The sequence below is a fragment of the Nitrosomonas sp. Nm166 genome, assembly GCF_900112825.1.
GTDB lineage: Bacteria > Pseudomonadota > Gammaproteobacteria > Burkholderiales > Nitrosomonadaceae > Nitrosomonas.
In genome coordinates this window covers 1-20,932 of record NZ_FONE01000021.1, presented here as the reverse complement: position 1 = coordinate 20,932, position 20,932 = coordinate 1, and the positions used below count along the sequence as shown (strand labels likewise).

Here is a 20,932-nt window from a genome sequence, read left to right as displayed (position 1 = left end):
GAACTGTTGTTTATCCCTGCAATCGCTGGGTTTTTTCGGTGATTTTCGTACGCCGGGCACATTAAGCCCCACCTGCCAGCAATACATGCCTAGTCAAAGCATTTGTTATATCAGGTAACGCAGCAGATTGCACACAGGCTCATCAGCTAATCGAAGACATTGACGCGCAGTACCTGCTGGCCGATCGGAGCTACGATAGTGATGCCATTGTTGAGAAAGAGCAGGTACAGGGTATGCTTGTGGTCATTCCCTTCTTCCAAAAACCGCGAGGCACTTTACAAGCTGCGGCACTTGTGGAAAACACCTTATACACCTCAAACGCTAGCGTAGAGCCGCCGCACGTTACACAAAGAACATTAGCTCATATTTCTCGCTACCGTTTATATTCGATGAATGGCCATAGCGCGATGCATCGCGCTATGGCTAACATCTTATGTCGATACTATCTAGTTATTCCTTGCTGGCTGGATCACTGCTATTACCACTAGACAACGACGCCGCGGCAGGATCGCATGTGGATGAAACCTTTGTCATTTTATAGTTGCCCCGGGTACTGGTCACCGGCGGTGTTCCAGGAACAAAAAAATGGGCGAATTCTCCCGTCATGAGGCTTTTGGAGCTAAATTGTCCGAACTCAGCTGTAGCAATGATACCTGTGTCACCGTACCAACGCAGACGATCACCTTTTTTAAACCAATCGCCCTCCCAGCCGCCAAAGGTCGTTGAAAACCACGTTCCATCGGCTTTAAAGCAAATTCCCTGACTCGCACCAGTTGTTAAACCTGGCTCAAGATAAAACTGAACTGTCCATTGGCCGGGCACCGTCGTATTTGAAGTAGCCATTGCATTGGATATAGCTAAGGACAATATTGACGCTATGACTACTTTTTTGAGTAATTTTTTCATTTGCTTGTCTCCTGAAAAGATTGACTGACAACTGCAATGTGGGTCATGGTTTATCTATCCTATAAAGAATTGGAATTATTTGCAGTTTTTACCACCTGTCTGCTTTTATAAACCAAAATACCTATCATATCCTAGGGCATCAGAGACTATAAGAAAATAAGCAAAATCCTTATTTCTTCGATGAATTTGTTTGAAAAACAAATAACGTTGTCGTAGAAGTAATTGAACGAAAGCAATTTGAATCCACACTTCGGGGATGCGGGCAAGATTTCGTGATCTTTACATAACCGTCGGAAATAATTGAGTCAGCCAAAACCGCGCTCAACGACCCAGCGTTTCGGTAAAACTTGAATGTATGAGCTTCGCTCCTTTTGATCACCTGCAGCAACCACTTAAACATACTCATTCCCCGAATCAGAAGCTTTCCGTTATAACTACCATCAACAAAAATCGTTTGCATACCGGCTAATGTGGTAGAAATCGAATTAGCACAGCCCTGACACCAAACCGATCTTGAATGCCTGCCGAATGCATCACAACCGTCAATAGTAAACCCAATGTATCTACCGCAATGTGGCCCCGTTTGCGTCCTTTATTTCTTGCCGCATCATATAGCCGCGTTACTCCCTTTTAAGGTCGTTTTAACTGACTGGGAGTCGATGATGGCAACCGTTGGTCGGCTTTTTACTAACCCGCAATCGCTCTTCTTCACGCCAAGGCTTGCAAAACACGCTCCCATACCCGGCTATAGCCGCCAACCTCGAAACAAGTAATACCTGATTCCAATGCCCAAAATCCTTGGGCAATTACACCACTGACAGCCAGTCTTTAACACATACAAGATCGCATTCACTTCTAGCTGTACGTCTTGTTTGGGCTGAAACATATCAGAAGCTTTGGCAGTAGCGCCAATCATTGTGTGTACAAAGCACTTTGATTATCCAACCAATATGCGCTTTCATACAAAGTATCCTTGATTGCGCTTCTTTCATCGCAGCATCGCTATAGCCAAACCATTGCTGCATAAAGTGAATGCGCAGCATAGTTGATAACTCATAAGTCTTGCGACCCCTCCCTGCTTTCGGGTAGTGCGGTTCAATTATGGCTTCCAGTCCTATTCATGAAACAGCCACTTCCATCTCTTGCAAAAATTTCTCTTTCTTCGTTGCTTAGGCTTGAGAGTAAATTCTTTGGCTGCAAAACTTTGTTGTCTCATGTGAATAGATCAAAAAATGTGATAGCAATTTCTTATCTACTATCAGTTCACTTCTTCAAAGTTTCCCTAGGATGACTTGACAGCCCGCTGTATTTCGATCAACTCAGGTGTGAGATGGGGTGCAATTACTTGAAGCAACTGTCCGAATATTTTCGGATTTCCCGCAATAATTTGTCCGCTCTCCAATTGTGTTTCATTGCCTTCCAAATCACCGACCAGTCCACCCGCTTCGGTAATCAGCAGACAACCGGCAGCCATGTCCCATGGCGCCAGGCCAATTTCCCAGAAACCATCATAGCGCCCTGCGGCCACATACGCCAGATCCAGCGCCGCAGAACCTGGCCGGCGAATCCCCGCTGTGCGTGGAACAATATCCTTAAACATGGCAAAATATGCATCCATATGTGTCAAATCACGGAATGGGAAACCTGTACCGATCAAGCAATCCTCAAATCGCGTACGCTTACTGACACGAATCCGGTGATCATTCAGATAAGCGCCACCGCCCCGGCTCGCTGTGAATAATTCATTATTGGTTGGATCATAAACCACTGCATGGGCCAGCGCGCCCTTATGCCTGACTGCAATGGAAACTGAATACTTAGGAAAACCATGCAAAAAATTGGTTGTGCCATCGAGTGGATCAATAATCCATTGGTACTCGGATTTTTTAGCATCACCCTGGCTACCGCTTTCTTCTGCCAGAATCGCATGATCGGGATAAGCCGTTAGTAAAACCTTGATAATGGCTTCTTCAGCCGCGCTATCCACTTCACTCACATAATCACTGTGCGATTTCTTCGATATATTAAGTAAATCCAGATTCTGTGACGCTTGATTAATAATTCTACCGGCCTGGCGCGCGGCTTTCACCGCGATGGTTAGCATTGGATGCATGGTGTTGATTCGAATTTGACAAAAAGCGCGATTTTAATATGAATCGATGTGGCATGCTTGATTTTTGGCTCCGAAAATTTTCCAAAGATTCAAAACCTATTTACACATGCTTATTAGCCCATACTCAACGTACCCTAACAAAGGGTAGATTCGCCTCATGCGTGGTGACATTCGGCTGAATTTGAAAATTAGAGAATAATGCCTAAAAAAACACCTCACTAAAAATAGCGAGGTGCAAAGGCTTCGTACGCACTATCTTCTGGCTGCGAACGAACAAAGTTACAAAATTACCATTCCTATCCTACAATCTTTAGAAGCCAATTCCAAGATAGCCACCTGCCGTCATGCCACTTAAATTAACTCCGTCTGTCTTACCAGCCGTCAAATGATAACGACCATCGATACCAACGAAAAAGTTTTTCCAGATATTGTAATCCACACCCGCGCCAAACTGAACGCCTGGCGCTAAAACAGTAATGGATTCACTGGGTGGGCTCATTACATGAATTCCCAAACCTGCAGGAATAATCCAAGGTCTCAGTTTGGAGCCTTCGAAAAATTTGATTTTGGGTGATGCGGTTAAAGTAAACTGGCTAACGGTTACATCAATCGGATTTAACGCACCACCAGCTAGCATACTGGGCACATTGCCTACTGCGCCATTACCTAGAACATGAGCGCCGAACTGCTTATATTCAAACATTAGCTCTGCAAACACCGAAGTTTTCGGCATAAAACCCCATACGTCGCGAGTCAAATTCCAGTCCAGACCTGCACCAACATACCATCCATTTTTATCAGCCTGATCCTGAGCACCAATTGGTAAAACTTGATTCTGAATGGTTACGCCATTGCGATGATTCATCATGTGTGTAAAACCACCCCGGAAAAACAGCATGTGATGACTTTTCTGCTCTATACTCTCTAACGGAGCGATGCGATTCTCCAAAGCGGTACTAGTCTGTTGAATAGTGTTTACTTTCTGCACCGTCTGGTTTGTAGTTTGCTCAATCGTATTGACCTTTTGCACAGCCCGAGAAGATTCAGATTTTACTCTCTCCAACTCCATTTGAATGGCTTGCAACTTTTCTTCCAAGAGTTTGATGCGCTGGGCTGCTGTGTCATGAGCCAAAGCATGAGATGAAGCCATTGTAGTGGATATAAAAAATGAGCCAGCAGCAATACAAAAAAGCAATTCCCCTCGATTTGAAATATTTTTCACGTGGTTCTCCTTTTATATATTTTGTTTTGTTCTCTAGAAACTTGTAATCAGAACCACATACTAAATAAGCGCTAAAATAGAAGCCTTGATCTGTATCAACTAATATCAATCAATGGCCATTTTTGAAGATGTTATGATTAGGCGCATTAAATCCTTTTCTTCTTTTCCACCACTGGAGAATGCCCTTACTGAACCCAACGGTTTATTGGCTGTTGGCGGTGATCTTTCACCACGGCGTTTACTGGAGGCTTACAGCAGGGGTATTTTTCCGTGGTTTAATGACGGTGAACCAATACTTTGGTGGAGTCCGAATCCACGCATGGTGCTGTTTCCTGATGAATTAAAAATTTCTCGTTCTTTACGCAAGGTACTTAAAAAAAATCATTATCAAATCCGCACCGATTACAGTTTCGGTCAGGTAATGCAGGCATGTGCCTCGCCGCGCAAAGGACAAACTGGAACCTGGATACATCCCCAAATGATCGCTGCTTATACCGCCCTGCATGAAATGGGATTAGCGCATTCCATCGAAACTTGGATGGATGGCGTACTCGTCGGTGGACTTTATGGAGTATCATTAGGTAAAGTATTTTTTGGTGAATCGATGTTTTCGCGCGTACCTAACGCCTCAAAAATCGCCTTGGTGCACCTGATCAAGCAGTTACAATATTGGAAGTTTGGTTTAATTGATTGCCAGGTTAAAACCGATCATCTGGCATCGTTGGGAGCGCGGGAAATTTCCCGCATGGAATTTAGTCAAAGGTTAGATATGTTAATAACTGGATTAGAACCCAGCAGTAAGTGGAATTTTGACCGTATTTTGATCGAATAATGAAGCGATAGCCGTGCTTAAATTTCATACCACCAACCCCTATTCATGTAGTTACATACCCGGTAAATTGGCATCCTCTGAGGTAGCGATGCCAGAGCACCTCATTGATACCCAGACTTATGCAAAACTGATACAGGCTGGATTTCGCCGCAGTGGCCATTATACTTATCGCCCCAATTGTACGCATTGCCACGCCTGCCTACCGGTGCGCATTGACGTTAAGGCCTTCGCTTCCAACCGTGCACAGCGCCGCGCCTGGAAACAGCATCAGTGTTTGATAGCTACACAACATGCACTTCATTATAGGCCGCATCATTACGCACTTTATCAACGTTATCAGATACAGCGCCATTCTGGTGGCGGAATGGACCGTGATTGCCGCGAGCAATATCAGAATTTTTTATTACAAAGTCATGTGAATTCCAAGCTGATTGAATTTCATGATCAGGAGCAGTTGCGCATGGTGAGTATCATTGATGTACTGCCGGATGGGCTTTCATCGGTTTATACCTTTTATGACGCAGATATTGCTCATGCAAGTTTTGGTACCTATAACATCCTATGGCAGATTGAACGATGCAGGGAACTGGGTTTGAGCTATCTTTATTTGGGTTACTGGATTAAAGAAAGCAGGAAAATGCGCTATAAAGTCAATTTCCAGCCGTTGGAAGTTTTACTGGATGGCCAGTGGCAATTGCTGGACAGCAGTAGTTTTTCATAAAATCTATTCAAATCGGCAATTGGTTCAGGATAAAATTCCGTATGCTCTATACACTCCTTCGCCCGCTGCTTTTTAAACTTGATCCCGAATTTGCTCATCGTATTACTTTCTCCGCATTGGAAAATGCCAAAAAACTTAGGTTATTTAAAAGCACTCCAATTGCTTGTCAACCGCGCACCATCATGGGATTGGATTTTCCCAATCCGGTTGGGCTTGCCGCTGGTCTAGATAAGGATGGCGAACATTTGGATGCGCTCGCCGCGCTGGGATTCGGTTTCCTTGAAATTGGCACAGTGACGCCACGACCCCAACCAGGCAACCCGCCTCCGCGTATTTTTCGTGTACCGCAGGCAAATGCTGTGATCAATCGGCTGGGTTTTAATAATCAAGGCGTGGATCGACTGATAGAAAATATCCAACGTTCGGGTTATCAGGGCATACTAGGTATTAATATCGGTAAGAACTTTGATACGCCGCTTGAGAAAGCAACAGATGATTATCTAACCGGTTTACGAAAAGTTTATCGCTACGCCAGTTATGTCACTGTCAATATTTCATCGCCAAACACGCAAAATCTGCGGCAATTGCAAGCTGCCGATGCGCTTGACCAGCTGCTGGGCCAATTAAAATCCGAGCAAATAAAGCTGACACAGGCACATGGAAAATATGTCCCCATAGTGATAAAAATTGCACCTGATCTTGAGTCAGCACAAATTGAATCCATTGCTGCGTTACTGATGGAGCACCAAATCGATGGAGTGATTGCAACCAATACCACGATTTCAAGGCTTGGTATTGAGCACCTGCCGGTAGCACAAGAAAGCGGCGGACTGAGCGGTGCTCCACTGACGCAGCGTGCCACTGCGGTTATTCAACAATTGCATTACCTATTGCAAGGCGCTGTACCGATTATTGGTGTTGGCGGCATCATGTCAGTGGATGATGCACAGAATAAACTAAGAGCCGGCGCCAGCCTGATACAGTTATATACCGGTTTGATTTATCATGGCCCGGACTTGGTCAGAAAAATTGCACAGGCGATTTGCACTGATCAATCACAACATTCCTTAGCGTATTAGAAACAAAAAATTGCATGAGCCAGCAGCTGATAGAACAAATAGATGCCATTTTGCCGCAAACCCAATGTGGAAAATGTGGTTTTCCCGGATGCAGACTTTATGCAGAAGCCATTGCAGAAGGCCGCGCGGATATCAATCAATGTCCGCCCGGTGATCAGGAAGGAATTCAAAAATTGGCGGAATTGTTGGGTGTGCCGCCCAAACCACTGAATACATCGCATGGTTTTCCCAGAGTCGGCAAAGTTGTCGCGTGGATTGATGAGCGTATCTGCATCGGCTGCACGTTCTGCGTCCAATCCTGTCCTGTCGATGCGATTGTCGGTGCAGCCAAACAAATGCACATCGTGATTGCCGCAGAATGCACAGGATGTGAGTTATGCATTGCACCTTGTCCGATGGATTGTATCAGCCTGATTCCGATCGACGAGGAAGTGAATGATTCATCAAATTTGCCTGTCGATGCCACTAAAAAGCAGGCTGCAGATAGGGCACGTGCGCGTTATCAATTTAGGCAACAACGGCTTGAACGGGACAAGCAAATCAACAGAGAATCCCTCAAACACAAAAATACTGCACAGCCTGAAATAGCTGGAGCAGCAGCGGAAGCGCGTAAAAAAACAGTTGTTCAGGCAGCAATAAAACGTGCCATGGCCATCCGCACCCAGGCAATTGAAACCAATTCACCCATAAAACCTCATGAACTCAGCTAAGCGTCATGAAATTTTTGCTTGCCTGAAATCAGCGAATCCCCATCCTACTACCGAACTGGAGTACCATTCACCTTTTGAGCTATTGATTGCTGTCATGCTTTCAGCACAAGCTACCGACAAAAGTGTTAATTTAGCAACAAGAGAATTATTTCCTCGGGCCAATACCCCGGAAAAAATTCTCGCCTTAGGTGAAGCAGGTCTGACCGAATTTATCAGAAAGATTGGATTATACAAAACCAAAGCCAAAAATATTATGTCAACTTGCCAATTGCTGATACAACAGCATCACAGCGAAGTACCGTGCATACGCGAACAGCTGGAGAAATTACCCGGAGTTGGGCGCAAAACCGCCAATGTGATCCTGAATACGGCTTTTGGTGAACCAACCATTGCCGTGGATACCCATGTTTTCCGAGTTGCTAACCGCACCGGTCTTGCGCCCGGCAAGAATGTTCTGGAAGTAGAATTAAAGCTGCTTAAAGTGGTACCCAAAGAATTCCGTCAAAATGCACACCACTGGTTGATTCTTCATGGCCGGTATGTTTGTACAGCTATAAAACCGAAATGTGCAATATGTATCATTAATCATCTATGTGAATATGAACACAAGAATATGTAACTTTCATGTTTAAACCCTCCAGAGAACAAGCACGCCAATTATTCTTTAATACTTGGCGAAAATACCGCCAGGGGGAAATATTGTCCGGTATTGAGACTATTGCACTTGAAGTGATACTGCTGCATCCGGAATACCATGGTCTCCTTGAAGATGCCGACCGGTATCTGTATAAGGATTATTTACCCGAAATGGGGGATACCAATCCATTCCTGCATATGAGCATGCACGTGGCAATCAAAGAGCAATTATCCATTAATCAACCGATTGGAATTTGTGAGCGGTTTGTCCGCTTGCAAAAAAATGCCGGAAGTGAGCATGCTGCTGCACATCAGGTTATGGAGTGTCTGGCGGAAATGCTATGGCAAGCGCAGCGTAATCAATCCGCTCCTGATGCCACTATTTACTTTGAATGCCTGGATAGACAGTTAAACGCAATAAATTGATTGAATGCAAAACGGGATAAACATCGACTTTTGGTCGGCATTTACCCCGTTTTAGATACCAATAAATTGGTTATTTTTTTGAGCTTAAGGGACCTGGCTGGCTAGAATAATAAAAAGCCAGGTTTTCAATATCCGCTGGACTCAAGCCAGCAACCATTCCGGCCATAATAGGGTCATTGCGGCTACCAGATTTATAATCTTTCAATGCTTTTTCCAGGTAAGTTCTATATTGCCCGCCAATCTTTGGAAAATTGGGCGCAGGACTATTGCCATCAGCGCCATGACATGAGGCGCAAACCTCAGCTGCTTTACTTTTACCTGCTTCGATATCCGCAGCCATTCCTTGGCTGGAAAGTATTAAGGCTGCCCCGCTAACAGCGGCTATTACATAATTCTTCATCATTCGTTCCTTGCGTTAAAATCACCTAATTAATTTTTAGCGTAGTAAGCAGCAAAATCTTCTATATCCTTCTGGGATAGCGTTTTAGCGAGCCCTGTCATGGTAGGATGGCTGCGTGTGCCATTCTTGTATCCTTCTAATGCTTTAATAATGTATTCCGCGTGTTGCCCGCCGATTTTTGGAACATGATAAGCAGTAGGGAAAGCAGTGCGATAGCCTTGAATTCCATGGCAACCTTCACACATGGAAAGCTTTTGTTTTGCTGCTGCAGCATCTCCAGCTGCCTGAGTTACCCCCGAAAATGCCACGAGCGTACTCAAGGCAAGTAATAAATTCATAACCGATTTTTGTTTCATGTAAACCTCCTTCTCTCAAAACTCGAACTTTAAACGATGCGCCCGATTTGGTCAATGAATAGTGTAACTATGTCCATGTTGTTTCTAGGGAATTGTCCTCACAGGCACTACGTTTTTGCGGTAGATTTTGATTCCAATTCTTCCCATCGGGCAAGGCAGTCTGTCAGTTCTTTTTCAATTGCAGTAAAGCGTATTTGTAGTACTTTTGCTTCATCCGGATAATCACGATAAATCGTTGGCTCATTCAAGCGCAAAGTGATATTTGTTTGTTCCTGTTCCAAAGCATCAATTTTATCAGGTAATGCTTCAAGTTCACGCATTTCCTGATAGCTAAGCTTCTTAGCTCGAGCAAACCGGGGTGATTGAGGAATACTGGCTGATAAAGTTTCTGACTGCTTCAATATTCTCTGTTGACTGATATGATTTGCAGAATGTACACGCAACCAATCTTCATAACCGCCAATATATTCACATAACTTTCCATTTCCTTCAAATGCAATGACTTGTGTCACGACATTATCCAGAAACTCCCGGTCGTGACTGACCAGAAATAATGTACCGGCATAGTCCTGCAACAAAGCCTCCAGTAGTTCGAGCGTTTCGATATCCAGATCATTTGTTGGTTCATCCAGTACAAGAACATTGGCGGGCCGTGTAAATAAGCGAGCCAGCAACAAACGATTACGTTCTCCGCCTGACAGTGATTTGACCGGAGAACGAGCACGCTCGGGCGCGAACAGGAAATCCTCCAGATAACTAATGACATGCTTTCGTTTACCGTTAATCTCCACAAATTCGGAGCCTTGACTGATCGTATCTGTCAGAATCATTTCTTCATTGAGCTGCGCACGCATTTGATCAAAATAAGCGACCGCTAGCTTAGTGCCTTGTTGAATCCTGCCGGAATCCGGTTGTAATTCACCCAGAATCAATTTTAATAATGTTGATTTTCCAGCGCCATTAGGTCCTAATAATCCTACCCGATCGCCCCGCATAACGCGGCAGGAGAAATCTTTGATAATAACTTTATCACCATAACTTTTACTGACATGCTCCAGTTCAGCGACCAATTTGCCTGAGCGTTCACCCACATCTAAAGCGAGATGGGCTTTTCCGATTTTTTCCCGTCTGGCCGCACGCTCCAGGCGCAATGCCTCTAATCTGCGTACCCTGCCTTCATTACGCGTGCGCCGCGCTTCGATCCCTTTACGTATCCAGATTTCTTCCTGTGCCAGGACCTTATCAAATTTCTGCTGATGTGTAGCTTCAATTTCCAGCATTTCTGTCTTTTTCCGCTGATAATCCGCAAAATTACCGGAAAAAATTGCCAGGCTTCCGCGATCCAATTCGATAATTCTTGTCGCCACATGATCCAGAAAACGCCGATCATGCGTGATAAACAGGACACTGCCTGAAAAATCCTGCAACAATCCTTCCAACCATTCGATGGAAGAGAAGTCAAGATGATTGGTTGGCTCATCCAGTAACAAAACATCAGGAGACACTACCAACGCACGCGCCAGCGCCACCCTCTTCTTTAATCCACCGGAAAGATGCTCAATCAAAGCATCCGCTGGTAAATTCAGTTTGTCGATGACGGTTTCTATTTTTGTTTGCAAGCTCCATCCATCCTGAATTTCTAACACGCTTTGCAAATCCTGTAATCGAAGCAGTAACGCTTCTGTGTTTTCAGTACTTTCACTTAAGGCATGAGAAACTGCATGATAATCCAGCAATAGCTGGCTGATATTGCCCAGACCGTTGGCAACTTCTTCATATACCGTATTGACGGGATTCAGTACGGGTTCCTGGGCTACACAAGCCAGTTTTAGATTGGGAGCACACCAAAGTTTGCCGTCATCCAGCTTGATTTCACCTGATAAGACGCGCAGCAAGCTGGATTTGCCCCCGCCATTTCTGCCGATCAACCCAACACGCTCACCCGCATCAAGCTGCAAGCTTGCATGATCCAGCAAGGCATGATAGCCGAAAGCCAAACAGGCATTTTCGAGAGTAATGAGGGGCATCAGAGAGATTAATTAAGCTACGAACTTATCAGAAAATTCACAGGTTTTTTCAATAGGAGGCTATTCTGCCATGCTTTTGTTTAAAAAACTTGGTTGAGCAAATACTCATAAAAATGGAGCCTGTAGCTCCATTTTTATAATCCCACTAGCAACGAGTTAGAATAAGATTCAGATTAATCGCCTTATTCTCCAACCGCAACATTAATTTTTTTCGGTTGCACAGCTTCACGCTTCGGTATCACAACCTCTAATACGCCATGCTTTGAGGTTGCTGATATTGCTTCCGCGTTGGCCGTGTCCGGCAAACTAAAACGTCTGTAAAAAGAACCATAAGTACGTTCTACACGTTTATAGCCTTCTTTTTCTGTTTTAGCTTCAGATCTTTTTTCGCCTTTAATGGTTAACACGCCATCCTGCATATTGATATCTATTTCTTCCGGTTTAACGCCGGGAATGTCTGCCTGAATAACAAATTTATCAGCTTCTTCCTTAATATCAACCGCAGGCGCCCATTCTGCCGTTGCAGTAGAACCTTCAGCAACATTGCGTTCTAATTCTCTTTGCAGTTGACTCAATAAACCCCATGGTTCATACCGTGTAATAGCCATAATAAGTTTCTCCTCATGATTAAAAAGTACATTGCATATTTACGACATCAACGCCTCATTCAATCTGTAAATCGTTAAACTTTAATGCGGCGTTCTTACAGCTACAAAAAACACATCTTCGATAACCAATATAAGGATCATTAATTTTTTTTCAAGCGATCTAATGAAAAGTCAGGTAAGAATTACCTGATAATCATTATAGCTAAGCTTAAACGGAATAAGAACGGATTCTATCGCGCATAACGGCGCCTCAAGCCCAAAATTATCACTACCGGCACCAGCAGTGATAAAGCGATCCACAACCCGTTACGTTTAAACCATTCTGATGGGTTTGCCTGAACAGAAAATCGCGCCTCGGCAAGATCAAGAATCTTTTCAGTCTGCTGTCCAGCATCTTGCGTCAGCAAATGCAACTGGAATTTTAAATCGTGTGATCCTGATGATTCCGGGATGACACGCCAGCGCCAGCTTCCCATACCATTATAAGCCGATACGGGTTCTTGCGGCCCCTGCCTGTCAATTTCAAAATCCTCACCAGCAATTTCAGCTTTCATATAAGGTGATACCACGCCGGTAATGCCTTGTATCGAAGTGCCTTCAGACGCCGTTGCAACAATCTCGTTCAGAAATCTGGAAAGCTGCTTAGTTTCCAGATTTAAAGCTACCTCAAAACTTTCATATTGCTTCACCGCTGATGGAATCGTAATCGCCGTGCTATCCATCGGCAATTTCATGATCACCGGATTAAACTGCCTTTTCGCCGACATCAAATGCATGAAAGAGTTGATGGAGAAAGGTACGATTAATAAAACCAACAGTAATGCCGCTGGCATGATGAAGTTAAAATTTAAACCGGATTCAGGTTCTGAGTTTGGCATAATTCCTCCAATTGTTTAGTCATCCATAGGGTTAAATCATATCATTCCTGAGGAATATGCTGAGGAAAATAGAAAAGGCGTTATGCGAGTGGATTTACTTCATTAATATTCCTGAAATGGAATTAAAACAAAATCCGGCTGGTTTATTAAATCAGCAGTGCAGCAACATCTGTATTACGATTATCAACCTCAAGCTACCTCAATTCGGATTTGACGATTTACCTCGTTATGAAGTTAAATTCGCCGGGAAACAAATTCCCTTTCGCTGTTCTCCATCAAATTAGAAAACAATCATGCAACAAGACGAACAACAATTTCTCAACGACCTCGACAAAAAACTTTGGACCGCCGCCGACAAGCTGCGCTCTAATCTTGACGCTGCGGTATACAAACATGCCGTGCTTGGTCTCATCTTCCTCAAGTACGTTTCCGATGCCTTCGCAGAGCGCCGCGAAGAGCTGAAGGCCGCCTTCAAAGACCCCGGCAACGACTACTATCTGGGTGAAGATGCCGGTGAGCTGATTCACGAAGAGCTGGAAATCCGCGACTATTACACCGAGAAAAACGTGTTCTGGGTGCCCGCCATGGCGCGCTGGGAAAATCTGCAGAACAACGCCAAAGTGGCACCCGGCACGGAAATTGAAATTAAAAACGGCAAGAAGATTACCTACAAATTCACCAGCATCGGCAAGCTTATCGATGATGCGCTGGATGCGGTGGAAAAGGAAAACGAGAAAAAACTCAAAGGCGTGCTCAACAAAACTTACACGCAGTTACAAATCGAGCCCGCCAAGCTTGGTGAACTGATCGACCTGATCGCCACCGTCCCGTTCCACCACCAAACCCTGCATGCCAAAGACATCCTCGGCCATGTGTACGAATATTTCCTCGGTCAGTTTGCCTTAAGTGAAGGCAAAAAGGGTGGCCAGTATTACACTCCCAAGGCCATCGTCACGCTCATCGTCGAAATGCTGCAACCATTCAAAGGCCGCGTCTACGACCCCGCCATGGGCTCCGGCGGCTTCTTCGTGCAATCGGAACGCGTCATCGAAGAACACCAAGGCCGGCTGGGCGACATCTCTGTCTATGGCCAGAAATCCAATCCGACGACGTGGCGTCTGGCGGCGATGAATATGGCCATCCGCGGTATCGATTTCAACTTCGGCGGTGAACCGGCCAACACCTTCAGCAACGACAAACACCCGGATCTGCGCGCCGACTTCGTCATGGCCAATCCACCATTCAACATGAAGGAATGGAACACCGGCGTCAAAGATGACGATCCACGCTGGCAATACGGCATCCCACCCGCCAGTAATGCCAACTTCGCCTGGATGCAGCACATGCTCTACCATCTGGCACCCAATGGCAGCATGGCACTTTTGCTCGCTAATGGTTCCATGAGCTCGAACATCAACAATGAGGGCGAAATCCGCAAACGCCTACTTGAAGATGACAAGGTCGAATGCATGGTCGCGCTCCCCGGCCAACTGTTCACCAACACCCAAATCCCCGCCTGCATTTGGTTCCTCACCAAGAACAAGAAAGCACACAACGGTTTCCGAGACAGAACCCATCAAGTCCTGTTCATCGACGCCCGCAACCTGGGCTACATGAAAGACCGCGTGCTGCACGACTTCACGCCGGAAGATATCCAGAAAATTGCGGATACTTTTTACGCCTGGCGAACAGTAACTCTTCCTTCTCCCTCTGGGAGAAGGGCCGGGGATGAGGGAAAACTCCCCTCGTTCTTACTCGAACATGCACGGCAACTCAGAAAAAACCAGACAGACGCTGAATCGCTGTTATGGCAACTGTTGCGCAGCCGGCAGATCGCCGGCTGCAAATTCCGTCGCCAGCACCCCGTACAGCCTTACATTCTGGACTTCTATTGCCACGAAAAAGGACTGGCGATAGAGTTGGACGGAGGCCAGCACAATAGCACAGAAGGTATCGCCAAAGATCAGAAAAGAACTGAATTTCTAGCGACTCAGGGTATCACCGTGCTGCGATTTTGGAATAATGACGTAATGCAGAATACGGAAGGAATCTTGCAGCAAATTTATAACGCCCTCACCCAAACCCTCTCCCAGAGGGAGAGGGCTTATCAAGACATTCCCGCCTTCTGCAAATCCGCAACTTTGGATGAAATCCGTCAACACGACTACGTCCTCACGCCGGGCCGCTACGTCGGCGCTGCCGAAGCGCAAGACGATGGCGAACTGTTCGCGGACAAAATGGCGCGCCTCACGGCGCAACTGAAAGAACAGTTTGAGCAAAGTGACAAGCTGGAAGCGGAGATTAAAAAGAATTTGGCGGGATTGGGATACGATGTCTGAATGGGAAGAAATTTCACTTAGTGAGGTAGTGAGTCATCAAAAAGGTTTCGCGTTCAAATCAGAAGATTACCAAAAAGCAGGGATTCCTGTTGTTCGTGTAAGTAACTTCACATCCGATAGTGTAGATGTTTCTGATCTTTATTTTGTTTCTGAAGATATGGGAAATGAAAACAAAAACGTAGAGTTACGGATGGATGATATTGTTATTGCAACTGTTGGTTCATGGCCCTCTAATCCAGCATCAATAGTTGGGAAAACGATACGTGTTCCACAATCCGCCAATGGAACATTGCTAAATCAAAATGCGGTGCGTTTACGCGTAAAAGACTCCAATCCAGATGATCAAATTTTCCTTTATTACGTTTTAAAAAGACCAGAATTTACCAATTATCTAGTTTCAACCGCACAAGGCAGTGCAAATCAGGCGAGTATTACTTTAAAAGATATTTTTAATTACCATTTTGAATGGCCAGAAAAAAAAGAAAGAAAGGTAATTGGTGAATTCCTTAATGCGATAGATAAAAAAATCGAACTCAACCGCCAAATCAACCAAACCCTCGAACAGATCGTACGAGCCATCTTTAAATCCTGGTTTGTCGATTTTGAACCCGTCAAAGCCAAAATAGCAGCCAAACAAAACGGCCAAGACCCCGATCGCGCCGCCATGCGCACCATCAGCGGCAAAACCGATCAACTCGACCAACTCAGCCCCGATCAACGCCAACAATTCACCACTACCGCCGCACTCTTCCCTGACGAACTCGTTGATTCAGAACTGGGTAAGATACCGAAGGGGTGGGCACTAAGCATAATTGGTGATGAAGTTGATGTGGTTGGTGGTGGCACACCAAGCACAAAGAATGGAAAATTTTGGGAAGGCGGTGAAATTAGTTGGGCAACCCCAAAGGATTTATCTGGGCTACAAGAAAAAATACTCTTGCAAACAGAAAAGAAAATTACTGAAAAAGGATTAGTAAAAATTAGCTCTGGATTGTTGCCTGTTGATACAGTACTTATGTCATCCCGGGCGCCGGTGGGATATTTGGCACAAACAAAAATACCAGTCGCAATTAACCAAGGCTACATCGCTATGAAATGTAATGGGCGATTGCCACCAGAATATGTGCTGCTTTGGGCGGACTCGGTAATGGATGAAATAAAACAGCGTGCTACTGGAAGCACCTTTGCCGAAATAAGCAAGAAGAGCTTCAGGCCGATAAGTATAATTGTGCCAAACGACAACATTTTGTCTGAATTCGAGAAACAGTCAAAAATTATATTCACTAAAATTGCTGAATCTACTTCTGAATCAATGATCCTGTCAGAGATCCGAAATTCACTCCTCCCAAAACTCCTCTCCGGCGAAATTTCTCTCAATGATCCCCAACCTTCCTTTAAGGCTATTGCATGTTAAAGATCACTTCTCTCGACGACATCGCATCACTACGCGAAAACTTCGAAGTAGAGTGCAAGCTCGCTGCAGGCAAGGATGGCAGTGGTGAACTGCCCAGAGATTTTTGGGAGACATACAGTGCCTTTGCCAATAGCGAGGGTGGCGATGTCTTGCTTGGGCTTGAAGAGAGGAAAGGCAAATTTGTTGTAAATGGCATAAAGAATCAGGCCAAGGTGCAGGAAGATTTATGGAATTTGCTCAATAACCCGCAAAAGGTGAGCGCTAATGTCCTGAAACCCAACCATGTGCGTGAGCTGGTTATCGAGGATAAAACGGTAATTCAGATCCATATCCCCAAGGCATCACGCAAGCAGCGGCCCGTGTATATCGGCGGCAATCCGATGTCCGGCACGTATAAGCGCCGGAACAGCGGAGATTATTGCTGTGATGGTGAAACGGTGCGGCGCATGTTGGCGGAACAAGTAGAGGATAGCCGCGATAGTGAGATTCTCCAGGGTTATGGATTGGATGATATCGATCTCGATAGTTTTAACGCCTATCGCCAGCTCTATGTCAGCTTACAGCCTGACCGCCCTTAGAATGAATTTGATCCACAAGCTTTTCTTAAAAATATCGGTGGTTGGCGTGTTGATCGGGATACAGGTCGCGCTGGCTTGACTCGCGCCGGTTTGTTGATGTTTGGGCGATTGCCATCGATTCAGCAAGCATTTCCTAACTACATGCTTGATTATCAGGAAGGCCGGCTGCGAATGTAGAGGCGCGTTGGATAGATCGTTTGACGCTGGATGGCAGGTGGTCCGGCAATTTGTTTGATTTTTATCGGCGGGTGATTAAAAAGCTAACGAGTGATTTGAAAGTGCCATTTGCGCTTGAAGGAGATGTGCGCCGTGATGACACGCCTGTCCATCAGGCATTGCGTGAAGCATTGATTAACACGCTTGTTCACGCTGATTACACAGGGCGTGCTTCCGTGCTGGTAGTGAAGCGGCCCGATATGTTTGGTTTTCGAAATCCGGGTTTGATGCGAGTCCCACAGGAGCTGGCGGTGCAAGGTGGTGATAGTGATTGCCGAAACCGATTGATTCATCAAATGTTTCGTTATGTGGGTTTGGGCGAGCAGGCAGGTTCAGGCATTCCAAAAATTTATCGCGGTTGGAATAGTCAGCATTGGCGTGTTCCTTTGCTGTATGAGAAAGAAGTACCTTCTGAGCAAACGCTTTTAGAGTTGCGAATGCTGGATTTACTGCCGGAAGGTGTAATCAAGCAGTTACAGTCGATGTTTCCTGATGACTTTGAGGATTTGGAGCATTTGGATCGTCTGATACTTGCGACGGCTTTTACAGAGCAAGTTGTAAGTCATCGGCGCATGGCGGAGATAACTACGGAGCATGCCCACGATCTGACGTTGGCGTTTCAGATATTAGTGAAAAAAGGATTATTGGCCACTAGCGGTCACGGAAGAGGCACTATTTATTGCTTACCTGGGCAGAGTTTGCCAACACCAGACCAGGCATTTGGTGGACAGGAATTGGTGCCTCTCGTATAACATCCGGAGCTGGCAGGTTGAGCTTCGGACTTTTGCCAGAGAGCTCCGGACCTTTGAATGTAAGCTCCGGACTTTTGGGGGGTGGCTCCGGATCTTCTCAACGGGATGAAGCAGGCAGATTGCGTGTGGAAGGCTTATCTAAGCTACTAATAGATAATCTTGAAGGCACTGATGTTGAGTTAAGACAGGAGCTCGATGTAATTGCTAGTGATGCCAGACACAAGGGCCGATTAGAACAGGCAGAAATGAAAAAAATTATTCTTACTTTATGTCGCCAATATTATTTGACCTTACCAGTTTTGTGCCAATTATTAGATAGAAAACCTGATCCATTGCGAAAACGATATTTGAAACCTTTGGTTGAACACGGCGAGTTAACATTGGCTTTTCCAACGCGGCCTACTCATCCAATGCAAGCGTACACGACGATGGAATAACATGATTACTGAGGACCAGTTGGAACAATTGTGTTTGGCTTGGTTTCAAGCTTCGGGTTACGAGGTACTTGTCGGTAAAAGTATTGCACCTGAGAGTGATACTTCCGAACGGAAGGATTACCGACAGATTATTTTGACCGAACGCCTGCTTAATGCGCTGATGAGGATTAATCCAAGCATTCCCAAAACTGTGTTAGAAGATCAGGTCGTTCATCTTCTCGGCAAAGCTGAAAGTCCGGCGCTTATTCAAAATAATCATCAGATTCAGAAGTACTTGCTAAACGGTGTTCCGGTTGAGTACTCAGATGGTGACAAAAAGAAAAATGACCATGCTCAGATAATCGATTTCCATAATCAGGAGAACAACCAGTTTCTGGTAGTGAATCAATTCACCGTGCTGGGTGCCAAAATGAACCGCCGCCTGGATGTGGTGGTGTTTATCAATGGCTTGCCGATTGCGGTAATCGAACTGAAAAATCCCGGTGATGAAAATGCGGGAATATGGGAAGCCTACAACCAGTTACAAACCTATAAGGATGAAATTACCGATTTGTTTGTTTTCAGCGAAGCATTGGTCATTTCGGACGGTATCAATGCGCGCATCGGTTCATTGACGGCCAATCAGGAACGTTTTCTGCCCTGGCGCACGATCAAGAATGAGAACGACAAGCCCTTGCTTGAGTTTGAGTTGGAAAAAGTCGTGAAAGGCTTTTTTGACCGGGAATTGTTGCTCGATTTTATCCGCCATTTTGTGTTGTTTGAACAGAATGGCGATAGTCTGATCAAGAAGATCGCCGGTTATCATCAGTTCCATGCGGTGCGCGAAGCGGTGCGTGTGACGGTGATCGCTTCACGGTCAGAGACCGATGTGATAAAACAAGAACGCGCCAGCTATGGCAAGGAAGTAGTGCCGGGATCACGCAAGGCGGGTGTGGTTTGGCACACGCAAGGTTCCGGCAAAAGCATTTCCATGGTGTGTTATGCCGGCAAACTGCTGCAACAGCCGGAAATGTGCAACCCGACCATTGTGGTGGTCACCGATCGCAATGATCTCGACAACCAGTTGTTCGATAATTTTGTCGCCGCGCGCATGTTGCTCAGGCAGGATCCGGTGCGGGCGGATAGCCGTGATGAGTTGCGCGAGTTTCTGGAAAATCGAAAATCCGGCGGGATCGTGTTTACCACCATACAGAAATTTGCCCTGCTGAATGGCGAGGATAAGCACCCGGTGCTGAATGGACGCGAAAATATCGTGGTGATCTCCGACGAAGCGCATCGCAGTCAATACGGCTTGAAAGCTGCGCTGGATCAAAAAAGCGGGAAATACAAGTTTGGCTATGCCAGGCATTTACGCGATGCATTGCCGCATGCCTCGTTTATCGGCTTTACCGGTACACCGATTGCGACCGAAGACAAGGACACCCGGGCGGTGTTTGGCGATTATGTAAGTATCTACGACATTCAGGATGCCGTGGAGGATGGCGCTACTGTGCCCATTTATTATGAGAGCCGCTTAGCCAAGCTGGACATCAATCAGGCCGAAATCGAGCAGTTGAGCGATCAGGTAGAAGAGGTCATCGAAGACGAAGAGGATGTTTCCGCCCGCGAGAAAACCAAGAGCCAGTGGGCGGCATTGGAAAAGCTGGTAGGTGCACAGCCGCGCATACAGGAAGTGGCGGCGGATTTGGTCAAGCACTTCGAAGAGCGCACCGCCATCATCGACGGCAAAGGCATGGTCGTGTGCATGAGCCGCGAGATCTGCGTGCATTTGTATAACGCCATTGTGGCGCTGCGGCCGGACTGGCATGACGCAGATATCGAAAAAGGGGCGATCAAAATCGTGATGACCGGCTCGGCATCGGACAAACCACTCCTGCAGCCGCATATTTACAGCAAACAACAAAAGAAGCGCCTGGAGAAACGCTTTAAAGACCCGCATGACCCGTTAAAGCTGGTCATTGTGCGCGACATGTGGCTGACCGGTTTCGACGCACCATGTGCCCATACCATGTATGTCGACAAACCGATGAAATCGCATAACCTGATGCAGGCGATTGCCCGCGTCAATCGGGTATTCAGGGATAAGCCCGGTGGGCTGGTGGTGGATTATTCCAATTCTATTTAGGAACAGCATTAATAATCCAATCCCATCCGGTAATGCCGCGCATAGTTTCCTGGTTTGATTCGAGGCTTTTTAGCGCGCTCTCCAGATGTATCTCAAGCGCATCCAAACTATCGAAGGCACGGTTATGAAAGAATTTTTCCCGTAATTCATCCCACAC

Annotated in this window: 21 protein-coding genes and 1 pseudogene; 13 read left to right on the top strand and 9 right to left on the bottom strand. The window is 45.8% G+C overall.

Annotation, left to right across the window (positions count from 1 at the left end; all coding sequences use genetic code 11):
• Positions 1-92: 92 nt before the first annotated feature.
• Positions 93-488, top strand: a pseudogene (locus BM021_RS16585) (transposase); the annotation flags it as partial.
• Here the strand turns inward: BM021_RS16585 and BM021_RS07535 are convergent.
• The 4 genes from BM021_RS07535 to BM021_RS07515 form a co-directional block, all read right to left on the bottom strand.
• Positions 451-906: a hypothetical protein gene (locus BM021_RS07535; RefSeq protein ID WP_090720430.1), complete on the bottom strand. Its 456-nt coding sequence runs from the start codon at positions 904-906 to the stop codon at positions 451-453. The pseudogene BM021_RS16585 and the gene BM021_RS07535 sit on opposite strands and share 38 nt — an antisense overlap.
• Before the next feature lie 887 nt (positions 907-1,793).
• A complete protein-coding gene (locus BM021_RS16580; protein WP_371116256.1) occupies positions 1,794-2,006 on the bottom strand; it encodes a transposase in 213 nt (70 codons plus the stop codon).
• A gap of 182 nt (positions 2,007-2,188) precedes the next feature.
• Entirely contained in the window at positions 2,189-3,019 is an 831-nt protein-coding gene (locus BM021_RS07520) for an inositol monophosphatase family protein (RefSeq protein WP_090720427.1), read from the bottom strand.
• Between the two features lie 310 nt (positions 3,020-3,329).
• Positions 3,330-4,241: a porin family protein gene (locus BM021_RS07515; RefSeq protein ID WP_090720426.1), complete on the bottom strand. Its 912-nt coding sequence runs from the start codon at positions 4,239-4,241 to the stop codon at positions 3,330-3,332.
• A gap of 133 nt (positions 4,242-4,374) precedes the next feature.
• Here BM021_RS07515 and aat point away from each other — a divergent pair, with 133 nt between their 5' ends.
• From aat to BM021_RS07485, 6 genes are read left to right on the top strand one after another with little or no spacing between them, the layout of a single operon-like run.
• The gene (gene aat, locus BM021_RS07510; protein ID WP_090720456.1) at positions 4,375-5,073 is read left to right on the top strand and encodes a leucyl/phenylalanyl-tRNA--protein transferase; all 699 of its coding nucleotides are present in this window, start codon (positions 4,375-4,377) and stop codon (positions 5,071-5,073) included.
• 13 nt (positions 5,074-5,086) lie between these two features.
• A complete protein-coding gene (locus tag BM021_RS07505; protein WP_090720425.1) occupies positions 5,087-5,794 on the top strand; it encodes an arginyltransferase in 708 nt (235 codons plus the stop codon).
• 41 nt (positions 5,795-5,835) lie between these two features.
• Positions 5,836-6,873 (top strand): quinone-dependent dihydroorotate dehydrogenase, encoded by a 1,038-nt coding sequence (locus BM021_RS07500; RefSeq protein ID WP_090720424.1) that lies wholly within the window; start codon positions 5,836-5,838, stop codon positions 6,871-6,873.
• 14 nt (positions 6,874-6,887) lie between these two features.
• Positions 6,888-7,583, top strand: coding sequence for an RnfABCDGE type electron transport complex subunit B (locus BM021_RS07495; RefSeq protein WP_090720423.1), 696 nt, complete (start codon positions 6,888-6,890; stop codon positions 7,581-7,583).
• A complete protein-coding gene (nth, locus tag BM021_RS07490; protein WP_090720422.1) occupies positions 7,570-8,202 on the top strand; it encodes an endonuclease III in 633 nt (210 codons plus the stop codon). Before BM021_RS07495 ends, nth begins: the two co-directional genes overlap by 14 nt.
• A 5-nt stretch (positions 8,203-8,207) precedes the next feature.
• The gene (locus BM021_RS07485) at positions 8,208-8,645 is read left to right on the top strand and encodes a DUF1841 family protein (RefSeq protein ID WP_090720421.1); all 438 of its coding nucleotides are present in this window, start codon (positions 8,208-8,210) and stop codon (positions 8,643-8,645) included.
• A gap of 70 nt (positions 8,646-8,715) precedes the next feature.
• Here BM021_RS07485 and BM021_RS07480 read toward each other — a convergent pair whose 3' ends face one another.
• From BM021_RS07480 to BM021_RS07460, 5 genes are all read right to left on the bottom strand, one after another.
• Positions 8,716-9,045, bottom strand: a complete 330-nt coding sequence (locus BM021_RS07480) for a c-type cytochrome (RefSeq protein WP_090720420.1) — start codon at positions 9,043-9,045, stop codon at positions 8,716-8,718.
• Between the two features lie 29 nt (positions 9,046-9,074).
• Positions 9,075-9,401, bottom strand: a complete 327-nt coding sequence (locus tag BM021_RS07475; RefSeq protein ID WP_090720419.1) for a c-type cytochrome — start codon at positions 9,399-9,401, stop codon at positions 9,075-9,077.
• A gap of 107 nt (positions 9,402-9,508) precedes the next feature.
• Complete coding sequence (locus BM021_RS07470; RefSeq protein WP_090720418.1) at positions 9,509-11,428, bottom strand: ATP-binding cassette domain-containing protein; 1,920 nt, start codon at positions 11,426-11,428, stop codon at positions 9,509-9,511.
• Between the two features lie 182 nt (positions 11,429-11,610).
• Positions 11,611-12,036 (bottom strand): Hsp20/alpha crystallin family protein, encoded by a 426-nt coding sequence (locus BM021_RS07465; protein ID WP_090720417.1) that lies wholly within the window; start codon positions 12,034-12,036, stop codon positions 11,611-11,613.
• Between the two features lie 230 nt (positions 12,037-12,266).
• The gene (locus BM021_RS07460; RefSeq protein WP_090720416.1) at positions 12,267-12,914 is read right to left on the bottom strand and encodes a hypothetical protein; all 648 of its coding nucleotides are present in this window, start codon (positions 12,912-12,914) and stop codon (positions 12,267-12,269) included.
• Between the two features lie 293 nt (positions 12,915-13,207).
• Between BM021_RS07460 and BM021_RS07450 the strand changes: the two genes are divergently transcribed.
• The 6 genes from BM021_RS07450 (at position 13,208) to BM021_RS07430 (ending at position 20,775) form a co-directional block, all read left to right on the top strand.
• Positions 13,208-15,253, top strand: a complete 2,046-nt coding sequence (locus BM021_RS07450) for an N-6 DNA methylase (RefSeq protein WP_143074306.1) — start codon at positions 13,208-13,210, stop codon at positions 15,251-15,253.
• On the top strand, positions 15,246-16,667 hold the full coding sequence (locus tag BM021_RS07445) for a restriction endonuclease subunit S (RefSeq protein ID WP_090720414.1): 1,422 nt from the start codon (positions 15,246-15,248) through the stop codon (positions 16,665-16,667). The genes BM021_RS07450 and BM021_RS07445 overlap by 8 nt, the downstream gene beginning before the upstream one ends.
• Positions 16,661-17,245: an AlbA family DNA-binding domain-containing protein gene (locus BM021_RS15745; protein WP_218147835.1), complete on the top strand. Its 585-nt coding sequence runs from the start codon at positions 16,661-16,663 to the stop codon at positions 17,243-17,245. The genes BM021_RS07445 and BM021_RS15745 overlap by 7 nt, the downstream gene beginning before the upstream one ends.
• Positions 17,246-17,442: 197 nt before the next feature.
• Positions 17,443-18,213, top strand: coding sequence for an ATP-binding protein (locus tag BM021_RS15740; RefSeq protein ID WP_218147834.1), 771 nt, complete (start codon positions 17,443-17,445; stop codon positions 18,211-18,213).
• 17 nt (positions 18,214-18,230) lie between these two features.
• Positions 18,231-18,650 carry a hypothetical protein gene (locus tag BM021_RS07435; protein ID WP_090720413.1) on the top strand — a complete coding sequence of 140 codons (420 nt, stop codon included), beginning with the start codon at positions 18,231-18,233 and terminating at the stop codon, positions 18,648-18,650.
• 1 nt (position 18,651) lies between these two features.
• Complete coding sequence (locus BM021_RS07430; RefSeq protein ID WP_090720412.1) at positions 18,652-20,775, top strand: type I restriction endonuclease subunit R; 2,124 nt, start codon at positions 18,652-18,654, stop codon at positions 20,773-20,775.
• Positions 20,776-20,932: the final 157 nt, after the last annotated feature.

Excerpts from the sequence above, each read along its gene's own strand:
- BM021_RS15745 (WP_218147835.1), top strand. The coding sequence starts at position 16,661 with ATGTTAAAGATCACTTCTCTCGACGACATCGCATCACTACGCGAAAAC.
- BM021_RS07465 (WP_090720417.1), bottom strand. The coding sequence starts at position 12,036 with ATGGCTATTACACGGTATGAACCATGGGGTTTATTGAGTCAACTGCAA.
- BM021_RS07500 (WP_090720424.1), top strand. The coding sequence starts at position 5,836 with ATGCTCTATACACTCCTTCGCCCGCTGCTTTTTAAACTTGATCCCGAA.
- BM021_RS07445 (WP_090720414.1), top strand. The coding sequence starts at position 15,246 with ATGTCTGAATGGGAAGAAATTTCACTTAGTGAGGTAGTGAGTCATCAA.
- BM021_RS07495 (WP_090720423.1), top strand. The coding sequence starts at position 6,888 with ATGAGCCAGCAGCTGATAGAACAAATAGATGCCATTTTGCCGCAAACC.
- BM021_RS07475 (WP_090720419.1), bottom strand. The coding sequence starts at position 9,401 with ATGAAACAAAAATCGGTTATGAATTTATTACTTGCCTTGAGTACGCTC.
- BM021_RS07450 (WP_143074306.1), top strand. The coding sequence starts at position 13,208 with ATGCAACAAGACGAACAACAATTTCTCAACGACCTCGACAAAAAACTT.
- BM021_RS07485 (WP_090720421.1), top strand. The coding sequence starts at position 8,208 with ATGTTTAAACCCTCCAGAGAACAAGCACGCCAATTATTCTTTAATACT.
- BM021_RS07460 (WP_090720416.1), bottom strand. The coding sequence starts at position 12,914 with ATGCCAAACTCAGAACCTGAATCCGGTTTAAATTTTAACTTCATCATG.
- BM021_RS07430 (WP_090720412.1), top strand. The coding sequence starts at position 18,652 with ATGATTACTGAGGACCAGTTGGAACAATTGTGTTTGGCTTGGTTTCAA.
- BM021_RS07470 (WP_090720418.1), bottom strand. The coding sequence starts at position 11,428 with ATGCCCCTCATTACTCTCGAAAATGCCTGTTTGGCTTTCGGCTATCAT.
- nth (WP_090720422.1), top strand. The coding sequence starts at position 7,570 with ATGAACTCAGCTAAGCGTCATGAAATTTTTGCTTGCCTGAAATCAGCG.
- aat (WP_090720456.1), top strand. The coding sequence starts at position 4,375 with ATGATTAGGCGCATTAAATCCTTTTCTTCTTTTCCACCACTGGAGAAT.
- BM021_RS07535 (WP_090720430.1), bottom strand. The coding sequence starts at position 906 with ATGAAAAAATTACTCAAAAAAGTAGTCATAGCGTCAATATTGTCCTTA.
- BM021_RS07520 (WP_090720427.1), bottom strand. The coding sequence starts at position 3,019 with ATGCATCCAATGCTAACCATCGCGGTGAAAGCCGCGCGCCAGGCCGGT.
- BM021_RS07480 (WP_090720420.1), bottom strand. The coding sequence starts at position 9,045 with ATGAAGAATTATGTAATAGCCGCTGTTAGCGGGGCAGCCTTAATACTT.